Raw genomic sequence first — 26,302 nt, forward strand, 5'->3', positions numbered from 1 at the left:
CATGCTCAAACGTAAAGGGATCATCCTGGCCGGCGGCTCGGGCACGCGTCTTCACCCAGCGACACTGGCTATCTCCAAGCAGCTGTTGCCAGTGTATGACAAGCCAATGATTTACTACCCGCTGACGACACTGATGCTGGCGGGTATTCGCGATATTCTGATCATTTCTACACCGCAGGATACTCCGCGTTTCGAACAGTTGCTGGGCGATGGCAGCAATTGGGGGTTGAACATTTCTTATGCTGTTCAAGCCTCTCCGGATGGTTTGGCCCAAGCGTTCATTATTGGTGAGGATTTTATCGGTAATGATCTCTCGGCTTTAGTTCTTGGTGATAATATTTATCACGGTCATCATTTTAATGAGTTGCTTCAAAGCGCTATGGTTCGTGAGAATGGCGCAAGTGTTTTTGCTTATCACGTGAATGATCCTGAGCGTTATGGAGTTGTTGAGTTTAATGATCAGGGTAAGGCTATTAGTCTAGAAGAGAAACCATCTGAGCCAAGGTCGAATTATGCGGTAACAGGACTGTATTTTTATGATCAAGATGTAGTTGAAATAGCAAAAGCGATCAAGCCGTCACCTCGTGGTGAATTGGAAATTACCGATCTTAATCGTGTTTATATGGAACGGGGTAAGCTTTCTGTTGAAATAATGGGACGGGGCTACGCATGGTTAGATACCGGCACACATGATTCACTTCTTGAAGCCAGTCATTTCATTGCCACTCTTGAACATCGCCAAGGGCTCAAAGTGGCCTGTCCTGAAGAAATTGCGTTTCGGCAAAAATGGATTGATGCTGAGCAACTTGAAAAACTTGCAGTTCCTCTTTCAAAAAATGGTTATGGGCAATACTTACGTCGCCTACTCCACGACACTATTTATTAAACTTGCACGATATGGCGGGGCCTGATGTTTGATTTGATATTTTTTAAGGGGCGAATACCCACCAAGTTGGTTAACTATTTATAGTTAGGGTTTTGGGAACTAGCTAAGCGTTGAGTGTTAAGTGTGCTTGAGCGATATTAAAGTTATTAATAATTTTTGAAGTATGGTCATAGCATGGTGGATAGATGAAGGTTGTCGATTTTTGCAAAGCAGGTTCCGGTGAATAGGCGAATCATCGAGTTGAGCTAGCTGAGCAGAAACGCCCGCTAAAAAGTACTGTCCATGCGTTCGAGCGGTACTAAAGATAAGGATGTTTGAAAGTGTCGTATAACAGACTGCATTTGATGCAGTCGCTACAGTATAGATATATGAAGGCTTTAGAGTGTACTTGAATATTTGAAATTTAAAGTGCTGTTTTTTTGGGGTGTTATAAATCAGTTCGGTTTTAAGTATTTTAAGGCACTCAACCAAATATCTTGAGGATATTAAATATGTGGAAAGAACTATGAAAAACGGTAGCGGTAACCCCAGCTCTCCTTTGAGCTTGGTTCTCTCCTTGTGGAAGAATAGATCACTTATCCGCCGAATGACTCGGCGCGAGGTCGTTGGGCGATATAAGGGATCGGTTATAGGCATAGCATGGTCGTTTTTTAACCCATTATTGATGCTTCTCGTATATACATTTGTCTTTTCTAATATTTTTAAATCGAGGTGGCCATCTGTATCAGGTAATAGCACTGGTGATTTTGCGATTATGGTTTTTATAGGCATGATGATTCATGCTTTTTTTTCTGAGTGTTTGAATAAGTCGCCTGATACGCTTTTGAATAATAAAAACTATATAACGAAAGTTGTTTTTCCGCTAGAGATACTGCCTGTAATTAATGCAGGAGGTGCGATATTTCATTTTATTATAAGCCTTTTAGTAACGGCTGTTGCACTAGTTTGGCTTGGGCATTTTCCAGGCGTCTCGGTACTATTTTTTCCAGTTCTTATAACCCCCCTTATCTTGGGTACTTTAGGTGTTACATGGATAACTACTTCGTTGGGGGTGTATGTAAGAGATATCGGGCAGCTGGTTTTGTTTGCAAGCTCGGTTTTGCTCTTTCTTTCTCCTGTCTTTTATCCGACTTCTGCTTTGCCAGAAAAATACCAGCTGTGGCTTTCATTTAACCCTCTCACATATTTTATTGAGGGAAGTCGCGGGATATTATTGTATGATCAAGCTCCAGATCTAATGCAAGTTTTAAGTTCGTATCTGATATCAATTTTCATTTTTTTTGTAGGCTATTATTGGTTTCAGAAAACCAGAAAAGGCTTTGCAGACGTTCTTTGAACTTATAGGTGTTAGTTATGACTGATCAGATATCAATACAAGTTGATTCGATTTCAAAGAATTTTTTGATTTACGATAAACCATTTTATCGTTTATTACAGATGATTATTGGTAGTACAAAAAATCTTTTTAAAGAACATGCGGCACTGAGAAACGTGTCTTTTTCGGTCACTAAAGGTCAAACGGTTGGCATAATCGGCCGAAACGGTTCCGGAAAATCAACACTGCTTCAAATAATATGCGGAACACTTTCTGCTAGCGCAGGGAGCGTTAGCGCAGATGGACGAATTGCGGCGCTGTTAGAGCTGGGATCAGGATTTAATCCAGAATTTACAGGGCTTGAAAATATCTATATGAGCGGGCAGGTATTAGGCCTGACAAACGCTGAAATTGACGCGCGGGTAGATTCAATAATCGCTTTTTCGGAAATTGAAGATAAGATACATCAGCCGGTTAAAACATATTCCAGCGGAATGTTTATGCGTTTGGCATTCTCAGTTATCGCTCACGTTGAAGCACAAATTTTAGTGATCGATGAGGCGTTGGCGGTTGGGGATGCATACTTTGTTCAAAAGTGTATGCGATTTTTAGATGACTTCAAAAAAAAGGGCGGCACTTTACTGTTAGTGAGCCACGATAGTACGGCAATTACAACATTGTGCGATAAGGTAGTTTGGCTCGAAAATGGTAGCTTGCGTGCGATTGGCGATGCTAAGACAGTCACTCAAGAGTACCTTAAGGACTATTATTCGAAGCAACAATCTGTTGGGTCTGTGGATGATGTCTCTATCGCAAGGCCACGAGATCGTAAAAATTTCGTAGACCCTAGGCAGGCATTGCTCAAGCATTCAACGTTACGTAACGATTTACAGATTTTCTCTCCTGAAAATTATGGGAATAGATTTGGAAATGGCGCTGCAAAGATTTCGAATGTAAGTTTAATTTCAAGCTCAGGTGAACCACTTTTGTGGGCAATAGGTGGTGAGTCAGTTAGTCTAGTTGTAAGATTCGAAACTTATGAGGTATTGAAAAATTTAATTGTTGGTTTTATTGTTAAAAATAAAAACGGTGTTTCATTGTTTGGTGATAATACGTGTTTAACTTACTTTGATGATCCGAAAAGCTCGCGGGGAAATGAAGTGTGGGATTGTCGTTTTGATTTTGATATGCCAATTTTACCAGCAGGGGACTACTCAATTACAGTAGCTGTGAGCGATGGAACCCAAGATAACCATCGTGTTAATGATTGGGTAGACGATGCTGTTATAATTAGGAGCGAGTCTATGAATATGGCCTCTGGACTAATAGGTATACCTATGCGAGAGATCGAAATGGTACAACTCGAAGGCGAATTGATACATGGATAGCAGGTCAAATAATTTTGATTGCGTAAGGTTGCTTGCAGCGCTTGCAGTTATTTATGGGCACGCCTTTCCTTTGGCTTTGCTTGGTAGCCCAACATTATTAGGTAATTCGATACAGGCGTTTGCGGTAAAGATTTTTTTTAGCATTAGTGGGTTTCTAATATGTAAGAGTTGGGTAAGCTCCGCAGGTCTTGGGAATTACATAGCAAAGAGAGCGCTGAGAATATTTCCTGCGCTGATAGTTTTGGTGTTAGTTACTGTTCTTATTGTTGGGCCAGTTCTGACTTCATTGTCATTTTCTGAGTATTACTCAAATTTGACAGTGTTATATTATCTTAAAAACATCATGCTTTATCCAGTCTATAACTTAGTGGATCTATTTTCATATAATTCGTACAAGGGTGCTGTGAACGGTTCTCTTTGGAGCCTACCTGTAGAGTTTTTCATGTATATATTGATCGCATTATTGGCAATTAAGCGAAAGCGAGCCGTTGATGCATCACCTTCATCCGTATTGTTTATTGCAACTGCAATTATGGTGTCGCTTAGTTTAAGGCTAGTACATCATACTACACCTGAAATTCATCCTGTCGTTTATGGTACAGACCTGATTAGCGCCCTTGACGTTGCTCCATATTTTTTAATAGGCGCATTGTATTCATACTATTCGTTAGAGCGATTCTTTGATATGGGGGTTGCGCTATTTCTGGTAGGTTTTGCAGTGTTGTTTCAGCCGACATCTTCAGTAATGCAGGAAGCTTTTCTTTACGTAGTGGCGCCCTATGTGATTTTAAGCTTTGCTACGACCAAAACAATATATTTACATCGAGTGGGTCGGTACGGTGATTTTTCTTACGGTATTTATCTTTATGGATTTTTGATCCAGCAAGTAGTGAACGCTGTAACAAAAAATAGTATTTCACCATTGCAAAATGCACTAGTGAGTATGCCATTGGCTGTACTGTGCGCGTGCTTATCTTGGCATTTTATCGAGAAGCCTGCGTTAAAATATAAAACGAATTTAAATTTTATTTTCATCAGAGGAAAACAGCATGGGTGAGGTTTGCTTTGTAACGGGCGGTGCGGGATTTATCGGATGCGCTTTGTCAGCATCATTAGTCAAACGATACTCTAAAGTTGTGGCTATTGATAATATGCATCCGCAAATACACGCAACTTCTGATCGGCCAGAATTACTCCATCCTTTAGTGGAGTTGATAGAGGGTGACATTACAGACCCTAAAACGTGGGAAAATGTCCTTGCACTCTACACTCCGAATGTGGTCTATCACTTAGCAGCAGAAACGGGTACAGGTCAATCACTCGTAGAGTCAAGCAGGCACGCTGAGGTAAATATTCTTGGCACTACCCGTATGCTAGATGCTTTTTCTGCTCATAACGTATTCCCTAGTCGCATTGTATTAACGAGCAGTCGCGCCGTATATGGCGAAGGTAGTTGGGCGGCCGAAGATGGAAAGGTCAGTTATCCGGGACAAAGAACCAATGAAATGTTGAAAAACTCTCTTTGGGATTTTCCAGGTCTAACTGCGCTGCCATTTAGGGCAAGCGAAACATTTACCTATCCTACTAGTATTTATGGGGTTACAAAGTTAAGTCAAGAGCAGTTGATTTCTTGCTGGGCCAACGCTTACGGAGTCAAAACTGCAGTTCTTAGATTGCAAAACGTATATGGCGTGGGCCAGTCGTTGACTAATCCATATACTGGCATAGTTTCGTTTTTTGCCCAAATGGCGAAGTCTAAACAGAGTATTCCTCTTTATGAGGACGGAAAAGTCGCCCGTGATTTCGTATATATTTCCGACGTCGCAAACGCTTTACTTGCGGCAGCTGAGAGTTCCGAGGAACACTTTATATGTGATGTTGGCTTGGGTGAGTCTGTAACAATTTTTAAATTGGCTGAAATCATTGCTGAGCATTACTCCGCGCCGGCGCCTCACGTGTGTGGGAAATACCGTAACGGCGACGTGCGGCACGCTAGTTGTGTGATTGACGATACATTGAATTCCCTGGATTGGAAACCGCAAGTCACAGTGGAGTCTGGTATTGATAAACTATGTAATTGGATCGATTCGTCATCAGTAAGAATGGTATTCAAATGACTACGAAATTTCAGAAAAACTTTGGAACATTACGCGTTCAATCTGTTCTCTATGGCAATGAAATCGCCAGGATTGAAAAAACCATCAGGCATTTAAATCGTGCTGCCGACTTGGCGATTGCAAAGGGAGTGTTTACATCAGTTTCGCTGATTTATGGCGACGCCTCTCCTCAGCGTGTATTGGATGAAGAAGCTCTACTGGAAATTTCTGCTGAATCTCATGCATTGAAGTCTATAGAGATAGATTTTTTTTCAAAAAATCTCGGTTCAGCTGCAGGGCATAATAGGCTTTTGGAGGGAACTGAGACAGACTTCGTCCTCATTATGAATCCGGATGTCATGATGGCACCTGATGCACTAATAGAGTTGGCTAGACCTTACACAGAGGCGAATGTCGGATTAGTTGAAGCCCGCCAACTCCCGATTGAGCATCCCAAGGATTACAATACCACTACAGGGGAAACCGATTGGGCCACTACAGCGTGTGCTCTCTTACCCACTGAACTTATTAAATCTATTGGTGGATTTGATAATGAATCCTTCTTTTTGTACTGCGATGATGTAGATTTGTCTTGGCGTATTAGATTAGAGAAGTTCAAGGTAATATATCAACCATCTGCTTCGGTTTTCCATGATAAACGCTTATCAGATGAAGGCACTTGGCTGCCGTCCAGCAGTGAGCAATACTACTCTGCTGAAGCTGCTCTGATGATGGCTCATAAATATTCCAGGCCTAAATTAGTTACAGAGCTTTTAGAGTCGTTTCAGCGCTCGGGGTCACAGAACTTAGAGCGTGCGGCTAAAGTTTTTATATCAAAGCGTGATCTAGGTAAACTTCCTTCTCCGATAGACAGTGCCCATAAAGTTTCTAGCTTTAATGGTGACTTCTATACTAATCATCGTTTTTCTCTGTGAATATCATGAATACATACGATAGCCCGTTTTTCCATGATAATGTTTATGGACACGCCCTAAAACTGTTGGAAAAAACCTCATCTGGAAGTGAGGGTGTCCATGTTGATATAGGTTGTAGCTATGCTCGTATCGCGGAAAAGGTTAGAGATGAATTAAATCGAGAATACTGTGGGTTCGACATAGATGAAGTCGCTCTGGAAGATCTAAGTACTCGAGGCTTTGAAACGGCCAAAATAGATCTTTCTCGACCTGCTGACGTTTTACGCATCGTTAGTGAGATCGTGGGCTCAAGGAAAATTGCATCGATTTCGATGCTTGACACCTTGGAACATATGACAAACCCTGAAGAAGTCGTAAATCTCGTTAGGGAGATTGCATCATCTAATCAATGTCCGGTAGTAATTTCAGTACCCAATTTTGCTCATCGGGATGTCGGTTTCAAGTTGGCATTCGGACGCTGGGACTATACTGAAAAAGGTATTCTCGATCGCACTCATTTTAGAGTCTTTACGAACGAAAATTTTAGTCGCCTTATGGCTAATGCAGGTCTGCACGAAATTGATAGATATGACGTGCAGATGGAGCTCAGTGACCAGAATTTCCCTGCATATCACCCCGCATTAGCCGCAAGCACGCCTCTACACACTTTTCTCAACGGCTTAAGAGAAAATGTAGACGGCTATGCTGCAACTAATCAATTTGTTCGGGTGTATTTACCAGGACCTGTTTCCAAAATTGAAAAAGATAGTCCCGTTAAGCGCCCGTTCCTCTCGGTTGTAACTCGGACTCAGGGTCGCCGATTAGATACCTTGAGAGATGTATTACTGTGCTTGTCAGCACAGACAAGTGAAGACTTTGAGGTGGTTGTTGTAGGCCATAAGTTAAGCAAATCTAACAAGCTTTTAGTAGAACGAGTTATAGAAGACTGCTTTGATGGCTTTAGGTCTAAAGTTCGGTTGGTACTCGTGGATAAGGGGAACCGTACTGAACCGTTGAATGTTGGCTTTAGTAGTGCTAATGGCGACTACATCGCGATTCTTGACGATGACGATATCGTGATGGCTAACTGGGTTGAAGCCTTTCATGACTTGGCGATCAAGTATCCAGGGCGTGTTCTTCGCAGCTCTACTGTTGCCCAGCAGTGGGTTCCAGTCCAAACGTTACATAGCACGACCGCAGTGCGTGCAGTAGGGGGAATGGAAAAGCGTTACCCTAGCAAGTTCGATTACTTTACCCATTTAATTGAAAACTCGACTCCGCCTGTTAGCTTGGCATTCCCTGCTGACTGCTTTAATCATATCGGCATAAAATTTGACGCTTCTCTGTCAACTACCGAAGATTGGGACTTTTTCATGCGGACTGCTTCAGTCTGCGGAGTGGGTTCTAGCGCCGAAATTACATCGATCTACCGACAGTGGTACACAGGAGAGTCTTCATTCACGATTCACTCTCCCACCGAGTGGATGGCCAATCATCACGCGATTTGGAAGAAGTTAGATGAGTTTCCTATTCTTCTAGACGCTGGAAGCTCTACGAGAATCAGGAATTTGGTTTCGTTCTGGCTAAGTAACCAGCCAGACGCAAATAAAGACAACGTGAATTTGGATAGGCTTCCTCATCCAGAACTCGAGCATGAAGCATATAAAAACGCATTACGTTTGCAGATACATCAAAGGCTGCATAGTCGTGCTTGGCGTTTAACTTATCCTATGCGTTTACTGGGCGTTCTAATAGGGCGTAAACACAGTTTCCCAATGCTCTGGGCGATGGACGCTAGCTCACTCGAGACGCTTAACAACTCTATTCAAAACTCTAATAGCATGAAGGTTTCGAGAAAGATAAAAAGCTTTATATCTCGAGTTAGGAGGTGAGGTTTTGCTCGCGCAGCTTGTCGGGACTGAGCTGCGCGAGCAACTACTTGAATTTAAAGAGACTGCCTCATGCTTAGAACATCTGTTATCGTTTGTACATATAATGGTGATTTGTATTTGGAGGAGCAATTAAATAGTCTTATAATTCAGGAGAGTTCTCCTGATGAAATTATTATCGTGGATGATTGTTCCACTGATAACTCTTGGGACTTGATTTGTTGCTTTGAAAAACTCAATCCAGAATTCAATATTCGAATTTTTAGAAATGAAGATAATTTAGGTTATATTAAAAACTTCTCATTAGCCGCTAATTTAGCTACTCATGAACTTGTTTTTTTCTGTGATCAGGATGACGTTTGGTCATCCGATAAGATTTGTAAAGTCGTCCAAAAATTTTCTGAAGATTCAAAGCTTACATGTTTGCATACTAACGCTTATGTTGTTGGCGAGAACCTCGAGGACCTTGGTAAAGATTTGTTCGCTATGCTAAAAATTAGCCGGCACGAGTTGAAACTTATGGACGTTGGTCGTTACTTTGAGGTGCTTCTCAGACGTAATGTCGTTACCGGCGCGACTATGGTAATCAGGCGGGATATTTTATCTAGGGTTTTACCCATCCCTACAGGCTGGATTCATGACGAATGGATTCCCATGGTTAGTTGTTTGATTGGAAGGGTTTCATACGAAAAAACTCGCCTCATTAGTTATAGGATACATCGTAATAACACGATAGGGCTAAATGGTGGTGGGCGTAAACTAATTTTTTTTACTCGACGCCAATTAATTAGGGAATTCTACAGTTTCAAAGCCTCTAAGTTGATAGGCCTGCAACAGAGAAATATAGCTTCTGATGCTGAGCGTAATTATCTAGATGCCTTTATTTCACATCTTCACTTTAGGGTTTTGGTCTCTGAACTACCTTACCGAAAAAAAGTCATTCCGATATTTAATAAGGTGCTAGATGGATCCTATTCACGGTTCAGTCGTGGGTGGCTATCAGCGCTACGTGATTTTTTATTTCTTTGAATATTTGGCTCGTTGAATTTCCGCCTTGTAATTGTTGCTAACAGGAGAAGTCTCATCTTGTTTGTAATGGTGTGGCGTTTAATATGGCTGTTTTTCATTATGCTGCACGCCGCCCTAATATATTGATTTATGCTGAGGAATAACAGTAAATGATCGTGCTGAAAAATCTTAACTCAACTTCGTTGAGGTATTTGTTTGTAAGTGCAGCGATTTCATTATTGCTGGTTTTTTTTGCTCAGGTTTTTTCTACGTCGTATGATCTAGCTGTTTCTTTTTCTAAGAACTCTACAAAGGAATGGTGTTTCACAGCGCTGGTAATTTTTCTTGTGTGTTTGTGCTTGGATTGTCTCGCTGGCCGAAAATACATTTCGATTCCCATAGTGTCATGTCTCTTATTATTGTTGTCAGGCATAAGCGGGCAAAAATATGGATATCGTTCGGAGCCACTTTATCCATGGGATTTTCTTTCTATAAATCAAGTCATTGATTTATTGCCCGTCCTTTTTAAAGAGCGACCTGGCGCTTCGGTTATCATCGCTGTTGTAGGGCTGGCTTTGATAGCATTTGTTATTTGTATTATTTATAAAATTTATAAGTGTGCAAAAATTAAGTTGAGGCGGCGACTAGGTATAGGAGGGGCTAGCTTTGTTGTTTTAATTTTTTGCTTGTACAGTATTAGTCCTCTGGGTACGACGAAACTTTATAATGTCACTGGTATTATGAATATGGCTTGGGATCAGTCTATTAACTATCCCAAAAATGGCTTTCTATTGGCGTTTTCTTTTAGTATCAATTCGGCCCTAATAAAAAAGCCAAAAATTGAAATAGAATCCGTTTTGCGTGATCTCGAAAATTCTGTAGAGGAAGTTGAATTAAGCAAAAATAAGATTGATGTCATAGTTGTAATGAATGAATCGTTTTGGGATCCAACAAAGCTACCTGGGGTTAGTTTTTCTTCTGATCCAATGCCAACAGTTCGATTGCTTCAAAAGGGTGAGGTTTTCTCGCCTGTATATGGAGGAGGCACGGCAAATGTCGAGTTCGAAGCATTGACAGGTTTTTCGAATGCTTTTCTTCCAACTGGCAGCCTTCCTTATCAGCAGTATATAGCTAGAAATACGCCATCTATCATATGGGCATTAAAAAATATTGGTTATAGATCGGTTGCTGTCCATCCTTATCATCGCTGGTTTTGGAATAGAGATCTTGTATACTCTAAATTAGGGTTTGATAGGTTTGTGAGCATAGATGAACTTCCAAAAAATAATAATAAAGGTCTATTTTTTTCGGATGAGCAGCTTTCTCGAGAAATAATAAAAATTATGGATGAAACTGATCAGCCAACTTTTTTGTTTGCGGTAACCATGCAGAATCATGGGCCTTATGAAAAGCTAAGGTATCCCGAGAAAAGTATTGATGTTCGTACGGATATAGATATTGGTAAGCTTAATTATGAGGGGTTGCAAACTTATACTGAAGGTATTCACGATGCAGATAGGGGGCTAAATATTTTGGTTTCTGAGCTTTCTAATCGAGCACGTCCAACTCTTTTAATTTTTTTTGGTGATCACTTACCAATGATGGGGCAAAATTTCGAGGTTTTTAAGGAGACGGGGTTCGTGGCGGGCGCGACTACCGATTTTTCTTCCGAACAACTAAAAAAAATCAGAACAACACCTTTTGTTGTTTGGTCAAATTCCCTTGGTGATTATAAGGGTGAAGGTTTAATTAGTCCGTCATTAATTCCTAATGTCATAGATAGTGCTGTTGGTCTTAATCACCCATTTTATGGGCGGTTTTTGGGCAGTGTTCGAAAAAACTACAGCGTGATAGAACAGAAAATATTAGGACGGGCGTCTGGGGGGCTTGAGGAAAATTGGCACGGAACATCTGAAAAAACAATTAATCAGTATCAGTCAATTCAATATGATTTAATGTTTGGTAAAAGACTATCTTCAAGTATTCTTTTTCCGGGTTTCCGTCCGGATTGTTGTGGTGAATCTAAAACGGATTTTGCAAATACAAAATAGCTCGTCGAAGCTGAAGTAATTAATTTAATAAATGTTTGTTTGAGAGGTTTTGATTTTTGTTCCCCTAAAGGTCCGACTTGCCAAATGAATCACTGGTTTTAGCTTAAAATGGTGATTTTTATTAAGAGGGTTGTCATCGGAGCTTTTCATGTCCGATGACTTTAGCTGCCACCCTACAATTGATAAAATGGCTATTGCGCGTTCGGACCTAACGTTATGTTGAGAAATATAGGCCGTTGCGATTTATTAATTGAACGTCTCAGCCTCTTCTAGGGTTTTAGCAAATTGGTCTTTGGAGGATAATGTTGGTTCTCCTTCAAAGTCCCAATTTATTGATAGTTTTGGGTCGTTCCACGCTAAGCTACGCTCGTACTGAGGAGCGTAATAATCTGTGGTCTTATAGAGAAACTCGGCTTTGTCTGACAGGACGACAAAACCGTGTGCGAAGCCTTCAGGAACCCAAAGTTGATGTCGGTTACTGGCGCTTAGGTGAGCGCTGACCCAATGTCCAAAGGTTTTAGAGCTTTTTCTCAAGTCAACAGCTACGTCCAAAACCTCACCGAGGATGACACGTACCAGTTTTCCTTGTGGTTGCTTAATTTGATAATGAAGCCCCCTCAGGACTCCCTTTACGGAACTTGAATGGTTGTCCTGAACAAATTTAACCGGTCGTCCTACAGCGTCTTCAAAGATTTTTTGATTGAAGCTTTCGTAGAAGAAACCTCGATCATCTCCAAAAACTTTAGGCGTAAAGAGAATGACTTCGGGAATCGTAAGAGGGGTAGCGTTCATAAACGTAAGGTCTCCGCTTGGAAGGTTAAATAGTATGTGCTTTGGCTGCACTCACGCGTGCCTTAGCTAATTCAATGTAATTCATGCGACAGAGGTCGCTGCAGAGGCTTCTGCCGATTGGCGAGTCCCAAGAAAATGATAACACTTGTAGTGTCAAACATGTGGTTCAAAAAAGGTCGAGTGATGTGATTTTGTAGCGGTCGTCATTGATCTGAATTCATGGTTTAGACGTGCGCTACTGCTTGATCTTCCTGCCAAGCGCAATCATAGCGTCTATTCTATATTCATAAGCGCCAGGGGCGCTTGGCTGTAGACGACGCAGTTATCTTGCTCTTAGAAAGATCCAGCATTCGTCGGAACGTCGAGTACCTTTTGCTATTTTCGTAAGCGGTGCCAATCCCACTACGTAGGCATTTTATAAACCCAAAATTTAAATTCGCCGCCTTATTCCGGGTGCTGTGCTTCCGGTCTTTTTCCTGGAGCCTATCCTGCATGATGCGTCCTGAAGCCAAAGTCGGAAAAGTCTATCTCTGACCAAACCCATCGACTTCCGAAAAACCATTGATAGCCCTGTCGCGTTGGGCAATCGGGGTATCAAGGTTGCTGTATTCGACCCGGGCTGTTTACTATTGAGCAATCGCGTGGAGTTCCTGTAGTTGGAATGCAACGGCTCCTGCCTTTGGCTCAAACGCCTTGAACCCGGATGTTTCAAAACGTCGCCCGATGCTGCCGACGAGGCTGTTATTTTGGCCGTGCAACAACTGAACAGGCTGTCGGATTGCTTCGACGTCTGACGCATTAATCGCACCAACTGTTGACGCCGCGATTCTTTGTCTAGTTCGGTGTAATCAAGGACCTTAAGTGGCCTGCCTGGCAGAAATAGCCTTTCGCCAGAAGTGGATTGATGCCGCCATTTGGAGACGGTTGCGGCACCACTCTGCAAGAATGGCTACGGCCAATACCCCAAGCGTTTACTGCGTGACCAGATGATTACGGGTGCCTAGCGGGCCGATAATTTCCCTGGTCGCAACACCAACCACAACGCCCCCCCAATCAACACCCCCCCATACAAATGCGCCATCGACAACGGCTCCCCCAGCAACAACGCGCCCCACAACACCCCAAACGGCGGAATCATAAACGTCACGGTCATCGACTTCACCGGCCCAATCGATGACAGCAAACGGAAGTACAGGATGTAGGCAAACGCCGTACACACCAGCCCCAACCCGAGCAACGACGACCATACCTGCCAGCCACCCCAGCTCGCCGGTGGGTGGCTGATGGCGCTGTAGGCAAAGAGCGGCAGTAAGAACAGGGTAGCGCCGAGCATGCTGCCCAGCGCCGAAAGTCGGCTGTCCAGGCCGCCGCGCTGATCGAGCCAGCGCCGCGCCAGGAACCCGGCAAAGCCGTAGCACGTGGTGGCCAGCAGGCAGGCCAATGCGCCCATCAACAGGTCCCTATCAAAGGCTACCGGCCCGGCACGGGTCAGTACTCCTATGCCGAACAGGCCCAAACACACGCCCGCGATTTTGGACGGGGTCAGGCGCTCACTGAAGAACAACCCGCCAATCAATACACCCATCAACGGCGTGGTGGCGTTGAAGATCGCCGAGTAACCCGCCGGCAGCACCTGGGCCGCCACGGAGTACATGGTGGCGGGAATCCCGGAGTTGATCACGCCGAGCAGCAGCACGGTCTTGAACTTGCCCTGGAAGTCCCAGTTCACGCGCATCACGGTGAGGATGACCAGCAGGCCGGCTGCCGCAATCGACACGCGAAAAAACGCAGTCGGCACCGTGCCGATTTCCGGCGCGATGATACGCATGAACAGGAAGCTGGCGCCCCAAATGGCAGCCAGCCCCAACAGGTACAGGGTGTCGACAGGTCTCACGGAACACTCCTACATCAATAAGGCGGCGAGTGTTGCCCAGTGGCCTGCGCGACACAATCGCTAATTACAGGACAAACCGGGTGACCATGCCGTTGAGGTCCACCGCCAGGCGTGACAGTTCCTGGCTGGCCGCCGAGGTCTGGGTGGCACCGGCGGCGGTCTGGGTCGACAGGTCGCGGATGTTCACCAGGCTGCGGTCGACGTCGCGGGCCACCAGCGCCTGTTGCTCGGCGGCACTGGCGATCACCAGGTTGCGTTCACTGATCTGCGAGATGGCCGCGGTGATTTTTTCCAGGGCGCTGCCGGCGCTGTTGGCTCGTTGCAAGGTCTGGCCGGCGTGTTCGGCGCTGCTGTTAAGCGCTTCGACGGTGCCTTGGGTGCCTTGCTGGATGCCGTTGATCATCTGCTCGATTTCTTCGGTGGAGTCCTGGGTGCGTTGCGCCAGCGAGCGCACTTCGTCGGCCACCACTGCAAACCCACGCCCGGCCTCGCCTGCGCGGGCGGCTTCGATGGCGGCATTAAGCGCCAGCAGGTTGGTTTGCCCGGCGATGCCGCGGATCACTTCCAGTACTTTACTGATGTCCTGAGCCTGCACCGCCAAGCCTTCGGCCTTGCTGGACGCGCCGAGCACTTCGTCCACCAGGTTCTGGATCGAGCTGATGGTTTCGCTGATCTGGTAATGACCGTGCTTGCTGTCTTCGTCGGAGGCCTTGGACGCCTCGGCGCTGGACACCGCATTGGCCGCGACTTCGTCCACTGCCGCGCTCATCTCGTTGACGGCGGTGGCGGCCTGTTCGATTTCATCGTTCTGCGCTTGCAGGCCACGGGTGCTCTGTTCCATCACTGAACTCATCTCTTCGGCGGCGGACGCCAGTTGCTGCGCCGACTCGCTGATGCCATGAATGGTGGTGCGCAACTGGTCCTGCATGGTGGCCAGGGCCGTCAGCAATTGCGCCGGTTCGTCGCTGCCTTTGACCACGATGGGCTGGCTCAAATCGCCACCTGCAATGCTGCGCGCCACGGCCAGCGCCTGGCCGAGCGGGGCGGTGATGCTGCGGGTCAGCAGCCAGGCGAGCAACAAGGTCGCGATCAGTGCACACACAATGATCAAGCCGACCACCCACTGCGCGCGGGTATACATCTGCGCCGCCGCGTCCGCTGCGGCTTCCACGCCTTGCTGATTGAAGGTGATCATGTCCTCCAGGCTTTTATTCAGGACCGTGCCCTGAGGGCCGATGCGTGTGTTGAGCAGGTCGATGGCGTCTTGCTGCTGGTCCTTGTCGACCAGCTCCATCATCTGGCTGACGATGCTGTTGTAGGTGTTCACATCGCTGTTGAGCTGCTTGAGCATGGCGCGTTCATCGTCGCTGCTGAGCAGGTCCGTGTGGTGCTCAAGCAGGGTTTTTAGTTCGTTGCGCTGGCTGGCGATCAGGCTTTTGCTGGTGTCGCGGATGCGTGATTCGTCGGTGGTCGCCATGCGCATCGACTCCAGGCGGATGCTGGCGATGCAGGCCGCCGCGTCGTGGATATTCTCGATGCTCGGCATCCACGACTCTTCAATCACCAACGCGCTTTCGCGTAGCTTGGCCATCTGCCCCAGGCCAAACATTCCGACGATCACCAGCATGCTGGCCAACACCCCAAAACTCAGGCTGGCGCGCAGACCGATCGGCATATTCCTCAATGACATCTTAGTGCTCCTTAGGCGGTTTGAACCGGTTCCCGGGTCGGTCTTCAGACCTTGTTAGGTTGGGAAAGGGCGCGCTATATATCAAAGTGCCATCAAGGTAGTAATCGGGGTTTCCCCTAAGTGGTATCAAGGGTGCTACATAAGTTGTGAATTCACAGGTTGATGCGGTTTCTGCTCGGTGAGCGTATAGCCACGCGGTTTCAAGCCTGTAGCGGTGGTGCCAGTGACTTTTGTTGTGTTTATTGACCGATTGGTCGAATTGTGAAAATTGAAAATAAATCTACAAATTGGATGATGTTGTGCAGTCAGGCCGCGCAAATCATCCTTCTCCTGCCTCGATTCACTGGCTAAGCTCAGGCATCCAGATACCCGTTCGAGGTTGCCCGCATGTCGTCATCCGCCCCTGCCATTGCCCGCATGATCCTCGATGGCTTCGACGATTACCGTGAGCACTTTCGTCAGATCACTGACGGTGCCCGCGAACGTTTTGAAACGGCTCAGTGGCAACAAGGGCAGGCGGCGTCGGCGGCGCGGATCAATTTGTATGAAGAGAAGGTTGCTGAAGTCACGGCGCGCCTGCGGGCTAACTTCGATGCGGCGACATTGCTGGCGGTGGACCTGTGGCCGTTGGTCAAGAGCGCGTACATCGGCCTGATCGACCTGCGTTTTGACGATGAGCTGTCCGAGACCTGGTACAACTCGATCTTCTGCGGGCTGTTCAGTCATGACCTGATCAGCGACGGCTGCATGTTCATCCACACCACGCGGCCCAGCCTGCGCCGGGCGCGTGCGGCGCAAACCCGCACGTATCAGCCTGCGGGCGACCTGGCGGCGACACTGGCGCAGATCTTCGCCGATTACCGCTTCAGCGAAGCCTACGCCGACCTCGACGGCGACCTGCGCCGCCTCCAGGCGCAGTTGCGTGAAAACCTGCCGGATTGGGTGTGCAAAGACCCAGAGCTGAGTATCGAGCTGTTTTCTTCGGTGCTCTACCGTAATAAAGGCGCCTATCTGGTCGGCCGCATTTACACCCGCGATGAGCAATGGCCACTGGTGATTCCGCTGTTACACCGCGAAGGGCGCGGTATCCAGATCGACGCGCTGATTACCGATGAAGCCGACGTGTCGATCATCTTCTCCTTCACGCGCTCTTACTTCATGGTCGATGTGCCGGTGCCGGCGGAGTTTATCGGCTTTCTCAAGCGCATCCTGCCCGGCAAGCATATTGCCGAGCTATACACCTCGATCGGGTTTTACAAGCACGGCAAGTCGGAGTTCTACCGTGCGTTGATCAACCACCTGGCCACTACCGATGATCAATTCATCATGGCACCCGGCGTGCGCGGCATGGTCATGAGCGTGTTCACGCTGCCGGGTTTTAATACCGTATTCAAGATCATCAAGGACCGCTTTTCACCGTCGAAAAACGTCAACCGCGCCACGGTGATCGAGAAGTACCGGCTGGTCAAAAGTGTTGATCGCGTGGGGCGCATGGCCGATACCCAGGAGTTCGCCGACTTCCGCTTTCCCCTAAGCAAATTCGAGCCCGAATGCCTGGCCGAACTGCTTGAAGTCGCCGCCGGTACGGTGCAAGTTGAGGGCGATACGGTACTGATTCGCCACTGCTGGACCGAGCGGCGCATGACCCCGCTCAACCTTTACCTGGAGAACGCCAACCCCGCCCAAGTGCGCGAAGCCCTGGAAGACTACGGCCTGGCGATCAAGCAGCTGGCGGCGGCGAACATCTTCCCCGGCGACATGCTGCTGAAGAATTTCGGCGTCACCCGCCACGGTCGTGTGGTGTTCTATGACTATGACGAGATCTGCTTTCTCACCGAGGCCAACTTCCGCCACATCCCCGCACCGCGCACGCCTGAAGATGAAATGGCCTCCGAGCCCTGGTACTCCATCGGCCCGCTGGATGTGTTCCCGGAAGAGTTCCCGCCGTTCCTGTTTGCCGATGCCGGCCAGCGCAAGCTGTTCGACGAGTTGCATGGCGAGTTGTACAACGCCGACTACTGGAAAGGCCTGCAGGAAGCGATTCGCGCCGGCAAGGTGATCGATGTGTTTCCGTATCGGCGCAAAGACCCGCTGTAAAACGCCTATTCCTGTGGGAGCGGGCTTGCTCGCGAAAGCGGTGCATCAGTTGACCATTAAGGTGACTGGCACACCGCATTCGCGAGCAAGCCCGCTCCCACATTTAGAGAGGCGTCTGCCAGATCAGCTGCTTTTCTGCCACACTTGCCGGCCGTGCATAAATAGACGACCTGCAAAGTACCTGATGACTGACCAAGCGCCCGCTATCGACCAACTGCTCAAAAACCTCGATCACGCCATGCTCGCCGACCGCCACCGCTTGCGGCGCCAGTTGCTTGAGCTGCGCAAGAAGCCCGACGAGGAGAAGCTGGCGCAGTGGGTCACGCGTATGCAGGCGTCCTGCGCCCAAGTCACTGCGCGGCGTGCCAGCCTGCCAGTGATTCGCTATGACGACAGCCTGCCGATCGCGGCCAAGCGTGACGAGATCAAAGAGGCGCTAAACAAGCATCAGGTGTTGATAATTGCCGGCGAAACCGGCTCGGGTAAAACCACCCAGTTGCCGAAGATCTGCCTGGAGATTGGGCGCGGCCAGTACGGCCTGATCGGCCATACCCAGCCGCGCCGAATTGCTGCGCGCAGCGTCGCCAGCCGGGTTGCCGAAGAGCTTGCGACACCCCTGGGCGCGCTGGTCGGCTATCAGGTGCGTTTCGAAGATCAGAGCGATTCCAACACGCTGATCAAGCTGATGACCGACGGTATTTTGCTGGCGGAAACCCAGAACGACCGTTATCTGGAACGCTATGACACCATCATCGTCGACGAAGCCCACGAACGCAGCCTGAACATCGACTTCCTGCTCGGTTACCTGAAAACCCTGCTGCCGCGCCGCCCTGACCTTAAGGTCATCATCACCTCGGCGACTATCGACCTGGAGCGTTTCTCCAAGCACTTCGACGATGCGCCGATTGTCGAGGTCTCGGGCCGCACCTTCCCGGTGGACACCTGGTATCGCCCGCTGACGCTGGAGCAGGACGAGGAGGGCAACCGCGTCGAGGATGACTTGACCGTCGACCAGGCGATCCTTGCCACCCTCGACGAAATCGCCGCCTATGAGCGCAGCGAACGCCGCAGCCCCGGCGATGTGCTGGTGTTTTTGCCGGGCGAACGCGAGATTCGCGATGCCGCCGACATGCTGCGCAAGGCCCAGCTCAAACACACTGAAATTCTGCCGCTGTACGCGCGCTTGTCGCCCGCTGAACAGCAGCGGATTTTCCAGTCCCACCCAGGCCGCCGTGTGGTGCTGGCGACCAACGTCGCGGAAACCTCGCTGACCGTGCCGGGCATTCGCTATGTGATCGACAGCGGCACTGCGCGCATCAGCCGCTACAGCTACCGCGCCAAGGTGCAGCGCCTGCCGATCGAAGCGATTTCCCAGGCCAGTGCCAACCAGCGCAAAGGCCGCTGCGGCCGGGTTGAGCCGGGCATTTGCATTCGCTTGTACAGCGAAGAAGATTTTATCGGTCGCCCGGAATTTACTGACCCGGAGATCCTGCGCACCAACCTCGCCGCCGTGATCCTGCAGATGCTGCACCTGCGCCTGGGCGAAATCACCGACTTCCCGTTTATCGAACCGCCGGATGGCAAGGCGATCAGCGACGGTTTCAACCTGCTGCAGGAACTCTCGGCAGTCGACCGCAACAGCCAGCTCACACCCCTGGGCCGCCAGTTGGCGCGCCTGCCGGTGGACCCGCGCATGGGCCGCATGCTGCTTGAGGCAGCCAAGCTCGGCAGTTTGCAGGAAGTGTTGATTGTGGCCAGTGCCATGTCGATCCAGGACCCGCGCGAGCGTCCGCCGGAGCGTCAGCAAGCCGCCGACCAGGCCCACGCACAGTGGAAGGATGTGGATTCGGACTTCGCCGGGCTGGTCAATCTGTGGCGCGGCTTTGAAGAACAGCGCCAGGCACTGACCGCCAGCCCGTTGCGCAACTGGTGCCGCAAGAACTTCCTGAATTACCTGCGCCTGCGCGAGTGGCGTGACTCCCATCGCCAGTTGAGCCTGATCTGCCGTGATATGCAGCTGACGGTCAACAAGGAGCCGGCCGACTTTGCGAAACTGCACAAAGCGGTGCTGTCCGGTTTGCTCAGCCAGATCGGGCAAAAAACCGAAGACGGCGATTACCTCGGCGCACGGCAGCGGCGTTTCTGGATTCACCCGTCCTCAGGCATCGGCAAAAAACGCCCGCAATGGCTGATGACTGCCGAACTGGTAGAAACCACCAAACTGTATGCGCGCATGGTAGCCAAGATCGATGCCGACTGGATCGAGCCGCTGGCCGGGCATTTAATCAAGAAAAACCACTTCGAACCGCACTGGGAAAAAAAGCGCGGCCAAGTGGTGGCGTTTGAGCAGATCACCCTGTTCGGGCTGATTGTGGTCGGGCGCCGGCCGGTGCATTACGGGCCGATTGACCCGGTAGTGTCCCGCGAGTTGTTTATTCGTGAAGGTTTGGTACGTGGCGAGATTCAATCCCGCGCCAAATGCCTCACGGCCAACCAGCAACTGCTGGAACAGCTCGATGAACTGGAGGCCAAGGCCCGTCGTCGCGATATTCTGGCGGACGAAGAGACCCTGTACGCCTTTTATGACGCGCGCTTGCCGGCAGAGATCCACCAGACCGCCACGTTCGACAGCTGGTACAAGGTCAACAGCCAGAAAGACCCGCAACTGCTGATCATGCGTGAAGAAGACGTGCTGGCCCGCGAGGCCAGCGAGGTCACGGCCGCGCATTACCCGGACACCCTGCACCTGGGCGACCTGGAACTGGCCCTGAGTTACCACTTTGAACCCAACCACCCGCGCGACGGCGTAACCCTGCGCGTACCGGCGCCGCTGTTGCCGGCGTTGCCGCCCGAGCGCCTGGAGTGGCTGGTGCCGGGTGTGATCGAAGCCAAGTGCATTGCACTGGTGCGCAACTTGCCCAAGGCGCTGCGCAAGAACTTTGTGCCGGTGCCGGATTTCGTCAAGGCCGCCCTGCAACGTATCGAGTTTGGCCAGGGTTCGTTGCCCCAGGCGCTGGGCCGCGAACTGTTGCGCATGACCGGCGCGCGGGTCAGCGATGAGGCCTGGACCGAGGCCGCGCAGCAGGTGGAAAGCCACCTGAAGATGAACCTGGAGGTGGTCGACGGCCAGGGCAAGTTCCTGGGCGAAGGCCGCGATCTGGCGGAACTGACCGCACGTTTTGCCGAAGCCAGCCAGGCCGCATTGGCCGTACCGCAAACCGCGAAAAGCCAGCAACCGGTGGAGGCGAAGGTGTTTGCCGCCGTGGCGGAAAAGACTCAGCAAAAGATTGCTGGCCTGTCGATGACGGTCTATCCGGCACTGGTCGAAGAAAACGGCACGGTCAAGGAAGGGCGTTTCTCCACCGCCGCCGAAGCCGAGTTCCAGCACCGCCGCGCCTTGCAGCGCCTGCTGATGCAGCAACTGGCGGAGCCGGCAAAATTCCTGCGCGGCAAGTTGCCTGGGTTGACCGAATTGGGCCTGATGTACCGTGATCTGGGGCGTATCGACGCGCTGGTGGAAGATATTCTGCTGGCCAGCCTCGACACCTGCGTGCTCGAAGGCGAAGCCAGCCTGCCGCGTGACGGTGCCGGGCTGGCTGCGTTGGCCGAACGCAAGCGCGGCAGTTGGGCCGAGCACGCCGAGCGCCTGGCGCGCTTGACCCTGGACATACTGAAACTCTGGCACGGCCTGCAGAAGCGCTTTAAAGGCAAGATCGACCTGGCTCAGGCGGTGGCGCTGAACGACATCAAGCAGCAACTCGGCAACCAGGTGTATCCAGGTTTTGTGCGCGAAACCCCGGCGCAATGGTTCAAGGAATTGCCGCGTTTTCTCAAGGCCATCGAACTGCGCCTGGAGAAACTGCCGAGCCAGGTGCAAAAAGATCGGGTCTGGAGTACCGAGCTTGGCGGCTTATGGGCGCAGTACCAGAACCGCCTGAACAAACACGCCCAGGAAGGCAAGCGTGACCCGCAGCTGGAGCTGTACCGCTGGTGGCTGGAGGAATACCGGGTGTCGCTGTTTGCCCAGCAGTTGGGCACCAAGGTGCCGATTTCCGATAAGCGTTTGAGCAAGCAGTGGAGCCTGGTCGAGGCCTGAACACTGTAGATGAGCGGCTATTGTGGCGAGCGAGCTTGCTCGCGCTGGGCTGCGAAGCAGCCCCAACCTGGGCACCGAGGTATATGAGTTGAAACGCGGTTGCAGGCAATAGGGGCCGCTGCGCGCCCCAGCGCGAGCAAGCTCGCTCGCCACAGGGTTTGTGTACAGCCGTTACAGCGGGTGGCGCCAAATCTGCAGGGTTGTGGCAAACTTCGCAGTCATAAAGACCGGTAACGCCGCGAAACACTGTGGCGCGCCGGGATAAAGCGTTGCCAGTTTGCTGCCCGCTGGAGGGCATCGAACGACTTAAAGTTTGGTACGAGGGTACCAATTTCTTCTCTGCCTGACAGATTTAGAGGAACGACCGTGCATAACGTCGTCATCAGCGGCACTGGCCTGTACACCCCGGCCAACAGCATCTCCAACGAAGAGCTGGTGCAGTCTTTCAATGCTTACGTGCAACAGTTCAACAGCGACAATGCGGCGGCCATCGAGCGCGGTGAGGTGCAGGCGCTGACCGAGTCCAGCGCGGCTTTTATCGAGAAGGCTTCTGGCATCAAGAGCCGCTTTGTGATGGACAAGGACGGCATCCTTGACCCGCAACGCATGGCCCCGCGCTTGCCTGAGCGCAGCAACGACGAGTGGTCGGTACTCTGCCAGATGGCCGTCGGCGCCGCCGAACAAGCCCTGCAGCGCGCCGGCAAGACCGCCGCCGACATCGATGGCGTGATCGTCGCCTGCTCCAACCTGCAGCGCGCCTACCCGGCCATCGCCATTGAAGTCCAGGAAGCCCTGGGCATCGCAGGTTTCGGTTTTGACATGAACGTGGCGTGCTCCTCGGCCACCTTCGGCATCCAGAACGCCGCCAACAGCATCCAGTTGGGCCAGGCTCGGGCGATCCTGATGGTCAACCCGGAAGTCTGCACCGGCCACCTGAATTTCCGCGACCGCGACAGCCATTTCATCTTCGGTGATGCGGCCACGGCGGTGATTCTTGAGCGTGCTGATCTGGCGACCTCCGAACACCAGTTCGACGTAGTGAGCACCAAGCTGCTGACCAAGTTTTCCAATAACATTCGTAACAACTTCGGTTTCCTCAACCGCACCGCCGAAGAAGGCATCGGCGCGCCGGACAAGCTGTTCGTGCAGGAAGGCCGCAAAGTCTTCCGTGATGTCTGCCCAATGGTTGCCGAGTTGATCGGAGTACACCTGGAAGAAAACCAGCTGAACGTGACCGACGTGAAGCGCTTCTGGCTGCACCAGGCCAACCTGAGCATGAACCACCTGATTGTGAAGAAACTGCTGGGCCGCGAAGCCTCGGTGGAAGAAGCGCCGGTGATCCTTGATACTTACGCCAATACCAGCTCGGCGGGCTCGGTGATCGCGTTTCACACCTATCAGGATGATCTGCCCAAGGGCGCTGTTGCAGTGCTCAGTTCGTTCGGCGCGGGTTATTCGATTGGCAGCGTGATCCTGCGCAAGCGCTAATCTTGTGGGAGCTGGCTTGCCTGCGATGGCATCACCGTGGTGTGACTGATCCACCGAGGTGCCTGCATCGCAGGCAAGCCAGCTCCCACATTGATCCTATTTCCAAGGCAAGATCGAGGTTTGAATGGCAGCAGCGGACGACGCGCACCTGCTTGAACGGCTGCTCAAGGGCGAGCAGCGGGCCTACAAGGAACTGGTCACCACCTACCAGAGCGCCATGCGCGCGGTCGCCTATGCCATTGTCGGCCAGCGCCACGCCGATGAAGTGGTGCAGGACGCCTGGCTGTCGGTGGTGCGTAACCTGGCCAAGTTCGAGGGGCGCTCCAGCCTCAAGACCTGGCTGCTGACCATCACCGCCAACTCCGCCAAGGGCCGCTACAAACAGAATCGCCGGGAAGTATTGCTCGATGATTTGCCTTCGCCCCACGGCACCATTGGTGATGACCGCTTCGTCCCCGACGACGGCCACTGGGCCGTTGCGCCTTACGCCTGGCACCAGGACACACCGGAAGCCTTGCTGACCGAGGATGAGCTGCGCAAGTGCCTGGAGCATACAATCCTGAGTTTGTCGGAGCTGCAAAGCAGCGTGCTGGTGCTGCGTGAACGCCAAGGCCTGGAATTGGAGGAGATTTGTAATCTTCTGACCCTCTCGCTCTCCAATGTTCGTGTGCTGTTGCATCGAGCACGGCTTAAAGTCTTCGCCACGGTGGAGCATTTTGAGGAAACGGGCGAATGTTGACCTGTAAGGAACAAGTGGCGCGGTCCAGTGATTATCTCGATGGGCAATTGACCTTTCGAGAGCGTCTGCTGGTGCGTCATCACTTGATGTTCTGCCCCAACTGCCGGCGATTTATTCGTCAGATGCGCCTGATGCAGGCGACTTTGAAGATTTTGCCAGAGGAGCCGGTAAAGGATGCTGATGCGTTGGCTGAGCGGCTGGCTGCCGAACGGCTCAAGGATCAGTAAAGGCGGGGTAAAGGCAGGCTCGCGTGGGTGAGTCGAACGGATGATGGGGATCGATCCGCCCACGCAAGGCTGTTAGAGAAGCGCTTCAAGCGGCAAGCTTGAAGCTGCAAGTGAAGCGTACATTCTTGACGCTTGTAGCTTGAAACTTACCGCTGTCTTACTTAGAACTTGGCTTCAGCATCCAGCTGCAGGGTGTTGGTGTTGGCATCACGCTGCGTGCGGCTGGCGTAGTCAGCCTTGGTCAGGAAGTACGTAGCGCCGAGGGCGAAGTTCTTGTCGATGTCGTAGCTGACTTTGAGCTTGTGGCCGCGCGAGCCGGTGGTGCCGTTGGCGAAGTCCGAATCTGTGAAGGCGCCTACCACCGCGTCACGCTGAGTATCGCGGTAGTTGTAGTCCAGGTTGAAACCAAACACCTTGGACTTGGCACCGATCAACCAGGCAGTGTCCTGATCGGTCACCGCATCGTTGTTTTTCACGTACTGGCCGTAGAACGCCAAAGGCACGGCCAGGCCGCCGATGTCGGCTTGGGCAAAGCCTTCATACAAGCGGAATTCGTTGTTGGCCGAGTTGCCGTTGACCGCCAGCGCGCATGGCGTGGTGGTGGTTGTGCAGCGGCTGTCCTTGTCGTTCTGGTAGGCGTAGACGCTGCCGCCCAGGGTCATTTTCAGGTTGTCGGTGAGCGAGAAGCGCGTGCCCAACTGGCCGGACGTCAGGCGCAGGTCATGGCGAAATTGCACGCCGTCGCCGTCCACGTTGTCCTTGAGGTTGTAGTTACCCAGGCTGCCGAACAGCTCGGCGCTGCCGCCCAATGGGTACTTGTAGGTGACGGCCAGGCCTTCAGGGTTGATGTCGCTATCCCAGATAACGTCGCCCATGTTCACCCACGGTTGCAGCATCTTGCCGCCGATCACGTGCAGGTTCTTGATCTGGTCCGGGTGGTAGTCGATGTAGCCCAGGTCCAGCCAGATCGACTTCTTGTCGAAGTAGTTGTCCTGATCCTGGTTGGTGGAGCGCGCGTCATCACTGCTGCCGGTGGCCACGCGGATGCCGGTGTCGACCTGGGAGTTGATCTCGGTGTAGGCGCCCAGGCGAGCACGGATTCGCTGACGGTCTTTGTCGCGGCCGCCGTTGTTGGATTCGCCCTGGATTTTCACGGTTTCCTGACGGAAGCGCACATCGCCCTTGAGCTGGGTGCGCGCGGCCCAGGCCAGCTTCTGATCGAAGACGCTGAGGTCGTTGGTTTTCTTCGCGGTGGCCGCGATCTGCTCGTTGGTCTCTTGTTGAGCTTGCTGTGCGATCTGCTTTTCTTTCTGGTCCTTGGCTAATTCCGTTTGCAGTTCAGTGTACTGCGCAGCGGTGATCTGGCCGTTGGCCTTGAGCATGTCGAGCAATTTAGCGTCGACTGCAGCGCTGGCCGGAACGCTCAGGGCCAGCAACAGACCGCCACACAGGGCCGCCGCAGTTTTAGTGGAAGCAAGACGCATATCAATCTCCGAAAGTGAGGAGGGATGGCAAACCATCCAGGACACAACCGACCGATGACGGACGGAAAATAGCCGCCTGGTAGAACCGGGCGCTCTAAAAACAGGCGTCAGTATCGCGATCGTTTATGACGGAGTAGTGGCTAAGTGATTTCACCTAGATGACAAATTATTTAATCTGGAACTAATTGTTTCGAGGTTTGTCTCGCTCGTTTCAAGGTGTGCCCGCCGTCGCGATAGGCGATACTCGC

Annotated in this window: 18 protein-coding genes and 1 pseudogene; 15 read left to right on the top strand and 4 right to left on the bottom strand. The window is 50.9% G+C overall.

The features are described 5' to 3' along the window. The first annotated feature begins 1 nt into the window (after position 1). The 9 genes from rfbA (at position 2) to ACTD9P_RS00565 (ending at position 11,547) form a co-directional block, all read left to right on the top strand. Positions 2-886 (top strand): glucose-1-phosphate thymidylyltransferase RfbA, encoded by an 885-nt coding sequence (rfbA, locus tag ACTD9P_RS00525; RefSeq protein ID WP_438866275.1) that lies wholly within the window; start codon positions 2-4, stop codon positions 884-886. 505 nt (positions 887-1,391) lie between these two features. Beyond that, entirely contained in the window at positions 1,392-2,222 is an 831-nt protein-coding gene (locus tag ACTD9P_RS00530) for an ABC transporter permease (protein ID WP_438866276.1), read from the top strand. Between the two features lie 17 nt (positions 2,223-2,239). Then, entirely contained in the window at positions 2,240-3,589 is a 1,350-nt protein-coding gene (locus ACTD9P_RS00535; protein WP_438866277.1) for an ABC transporter ATP-binding protein, read from the top strand. Further along, positions 3,582-4,646 carry an acyltransferase family protein gene (locus ACTD9P_RS00540; protein WP_438866278.1) on the top strand — a complete coding sequence of 355 codons (1,065 nt, stop codon included), beginning with the start codon at positions 3,582-3,584 and terminating at the stop codon, positions 4,644-4,646. The genes ACTD9P_RS00535 and ACTD9P_RS00540 overlap by 8 nt, the downstream gene beginning before the upstream one ends. Next, a complete protein-coding gene (locus ACTD9P_RS00545) occupies positions 4,639-5,706 on the top strand; it encodes an NAD-dependent epimerase/dehydratase family protein (protein ID WP_438866279.1) in 1,068 nt (355 codons plus the stop codon). The genes ACTD9P_RS00540 and ACTD9P_RS00545 overlap by 8 nt, the downstream gene beginning before the upstream one ends. Then, positions 5,703-6,620, top strand: coding sequence for a glycosyltransferase family protein (locus ACTD9P_RS00550; RefSeq protein WP_438866280.1), 918 nt, complete (start codon positions 5,703-5,705; stop codon positions 6,618-6,620). The genes ACTD9P_RS00545 and ACTD9P_RS00550 overlap by 4 nt, the downstream gene beginning before the upstream one ends. A gap of 5 nt (positions 6,621-6,625) precedes the next feature. Next, positions 6,626-8,491: a methyltransferase domain-containing protein gene (locus tag ACTD9P_RS00555; protein ID WP_438866281.1), complete on the top strand. Its 1,866-nt coding sequence runs from the start codon at positions 6,626-6,628 to the stop codon at positions 8,489-8,491. 69 nt (positions 8,492-8,560) lie between these two features. Continuing rightward, on the top strand, positions 8,561-9,517 hold the full coding sequence (locus ACTD9P_RS00560) for a glycosyltransferase (protein ID WP_438866282.1): 957 nt from the start codon (positions 8,561-8,563) through the stop codon (positions 9,515-9,517). 149 nt (positions 9,518-9,666) lie between these two features. Continuing rightward, on the top strand, positions 9,667-11,547 hold the full coding sequence (locus tag ACTD9P_RS00565; RefSeq protein ID WP_438866283.1) for an LTA synthase family protein: 1,881 nt from the start codon (positions 9,667-9,669) through the stop codon (positions 11,545-11,547). A 246-nt stretch (positions 11,548-11,793) separates the two neighbouring features. On the opposite strand, the gene rfbC is transcribed toward ACTD9P_RS00565, so the two are convergent. Next, the gene (gene rfbC / locus ACTD9P_RS00570) at positions 11,794-12,339 is read right to left on the bottom strand and encodes a dTDP-4-dehydrorhamnose 3,5-epimerase (RefSeq protein WP_438866284.1); all 546 of its coding nucleotides are present in this window, start codon (positions 12,337-12,339) and stop codon (positions 11,794-11,796) included. 861 nt (positions 12,340-13,200) lie between these two features. On the opposite strand from rfbC, the pseudogene ACTD9P_RS00575 reads away from it, so the two are divergent. Beyond that, a pseudogene (locus ACTD9P_RS00575) lies at positions 13,201-13,343 on the top strand (glucose-1-phosphate thymidylyltransferase RfbA); the annotation flags it as partial. Here ACTD9P_RS00575 and ACTD9P_RS00580 read toward each other — a convergent pair. Both ACTD9P_RS00580 and ACTD9P_RS00585 read right to left on the bottom strand, forming a co-directional pair. Beyond that, positions 13,340-14,233, bottom strand: a complete 894-nt coding sequence (locus tag ACTD9P_RS00580) for a DMT family transporter (RefSeq protein ID WP_438866285.1) — start codon at positions 14,231-14,233, stop codon at positions 13,340-13,342. The pseudogene ACTD9P_RS00575 and the gene ACTD9P_RS00580 overlap by 4 nt on opposite strands. Positions 14,234-14,297: 64 nt before the next feature. Next, positions 14,298-15,923: a methyl-accepting chemotaxis protein gene (locus ACTD9P_RS00585; RefSeq protein ID WP_438866286.1), complete on the bottom strand. Its 1,626-nt coding sequence runs from the start codon at positions 15,921-15,923 to the stop codon at positions 14,298-14,300. Positions 15,924-16,310: 387 nt separating this feature from the next. Here ACTD9P_RS00585 and aceK point away from each other — a divergent pair, with 387 nt between their 5' ends. From aceK to ACTD9P_RS00610, 5 genes are all read left to right on the top strand, one after another. Next, positions 16,311-18,020, top strand: a complete 1,710-nt coding sequence (gene aceK, locus ACTD9P_RS00590) for a bifunctional isocitrate dehydrogenase kinase/phosphatase (RefSeq protein ID WP_438866287.1) — start codon at positions 16,311-16,313, stop codon at positions 18,018-18,020. A 184-nt stretch (positions 18,021-18,204) separates the two neighbouring features. Next, entirely contained in the window at positions 18,205-22,116 is a 3,912-nt protein-coding gene (gene hrpA, locus ACTD9P_RS00595; RefSeq protein WP_438866289.1) for an ATP-dependent RNA helicase HrpA, read from the top strand. Between the two features lie 366 nt (positions 22,117-22,482). Further along, positions 22,483-23,604, top strand: a complete 1,122-nt coding sequence (locus ACTD9P_RS00600; RefSeq protein ID WP_438866290.1) for a beta-ketoacyl-ACP synthase III — start codon at positions 22,483-22,485, stop codon at positions 23,602-23,604. Positions 23,605-23,728: 124 nt separating this feature from the next. Next, complete coding sequence (locus tag ACTD9P_RS00605) at positions 23,729-24,343, top strand: RNA polymerase sigma factor (RefSeq protein ID WP_016973332.1); 615 nt, start codon at positions 23,729-23,731, stop codon at positions 24,341-24,343. Further along, complete coding sequence (locus tag ACTD9P_RS00610; RefSeq protein WP_438866291.1) at positions 24,337-24,570, top strand: anti-sigma factor family protein; 234 nt, start codon at positions 24,337-24,339, stop codon at positions 24,568-24,570. Before ACTD9P_RS00605 ends, ACTD9P_RS00610 begins: the two co-directional genes overlap by 7 nt. A gap of 161 nt (positions 24,571-24,731) precedes the next feature. On the opposite strand, the gene ACTD9P_RS00615 is transcribed toward ACTD9P_RS00610, so the two are convergent. Further along, positions 24,732-26,054, bottom strand: a complete 1,323-nt coding sequence (locus ACTD9P_RS00615; protein WP_017134842.1) for a putative porin — start codon at positions 26,052-26,054, stop codon at positions 24,732-24,734. Between the last annotated feature and the right edge of the window lie 248 nt (positions 26,055-26,302).

The organism is Pseudomonas onubensis (assembly GCF_965653655.1).
GTDB lineage: Bacteria > Pseudomonadota > Gammaproteobacteria > Pseudomonadales > Pseudomonadaceae > Aquipseudomonas.

Excerpts from the sequence above, each read along its gene's own strand:
- ACTD9P_RS00560 (WP_438866282.1), top strand. The coding sequence starts at position 8,561 with ATGCTTAGAACATCTGTTATCGTTTGTACATATAATGGTGATTTGTAT.
- ACTD9P_RS00530 (WP_438866276.1), top strand. The coding sequence starts at position 1,392 with ATGAAAAACGGTAGCGGTAACCCCAGCTCTCCTTTGAGCTTGGTTCTC.
- ACTD9P_RS00605 (WP_016973332.1), top strand. The coding sequence starts at position 23,729 with ATGGCAGCAGCGGACGACGCGCACCTGCTTGAACGGCTGCTCAAGGGC.
- ACTD9P_RS00540 (WP_438866278.1), top strand. The coding sequence starts at position 3,582 with ATGGATAGCAGGTCAAATAATTTTGATTGCGTAAGGTTGCTTGCAGCG.
- ACTD9P_RS00615 (WP_017134842.1), bottom strand. The coding sequence starts at position 26,054 with ATGCGTCTTGCTTCCACTAAAACTGCGGCGGCCCTGTGTGGCGGTCTG.
- rfbC (WP_438866284.1), bottom strand. The coding sequence starts at position 12,339 with ATGAACGCTACCCCTCTTACGATTCCCGAAGTCATTCTCTTTACGCCT.
- ACTD9P_RS00545 (WP_438866279.1), top strand. The coding sequence starts at position 4,639 with ATGGGTGAGGTTTGCTTTGTAACGGGCGGTGCGGGATTTATCGGATGC.
- ACTD9P_RS00585 (WP_438866286.1), bottom strand. The coding sequence starts at position 15,923 with ATGTCATTGAGGAATATGCCGATCGGTCTGCGCGCCAGCCTGAGTTTT.
- ACTD9P_RS00555 (WP_438866281.1), top strand. The coding sequence starts at position 6,626 with ATGAATACATACGATAGCCCGTTTTTCCATGATAATGTTTATGGACAC.
- ACTD9P_RS00550 (WP_438866280.1), top strand. The coding sequence starts at position 5,703 with ATGACTACGAAATTTCAGAAAAACTTTGGAACATTACGCGTTCAATCT.
- ACTD9P_RS00610 (WP_438866291.1), top strand. The coding sequence starts at position 24,337 with ATGTTGACCTGTAAGGAACAAGTGGCGCGGTCCAGTGATTATCTCGAT.
- ACTD9P_RS00535 (WP_438866277.1), top strand. The coding sequence starts at position 2,240 with ATGACTGATCAGATATCAATACAAGTTGATTCGATTTCAAAGAATTTT.
- rfbA (WP_438866275.1), top strand. The coding sequence starts at position 2 with ATGCTCAAACGTAAAGGGATCATCCTGGCCGGCGGCTCGGGCACGCGT.
- hrpA (WP_438866289.1), top strand. The coding sequence starts at position 18,205 with ATGACTGACCAAGCGCCCGCTATCGACCAACTGCTCAAAAACCTCGAT.
- ACTD9P_RS00565 (WP_438866283.1), top strand. The coding sequence starts at position 9,667 with ATGATCGTGCTGAAAAATCTTAACTCAACTTCGTTGAGGTATTTGTTT.
- aceK (WP_438866287.1), top strand. The coding sequence starts at position 16,311 with ATGTCGTCATCCGCCCCTGCCATTGCCCGCATGATCCTCGATGGCTTC.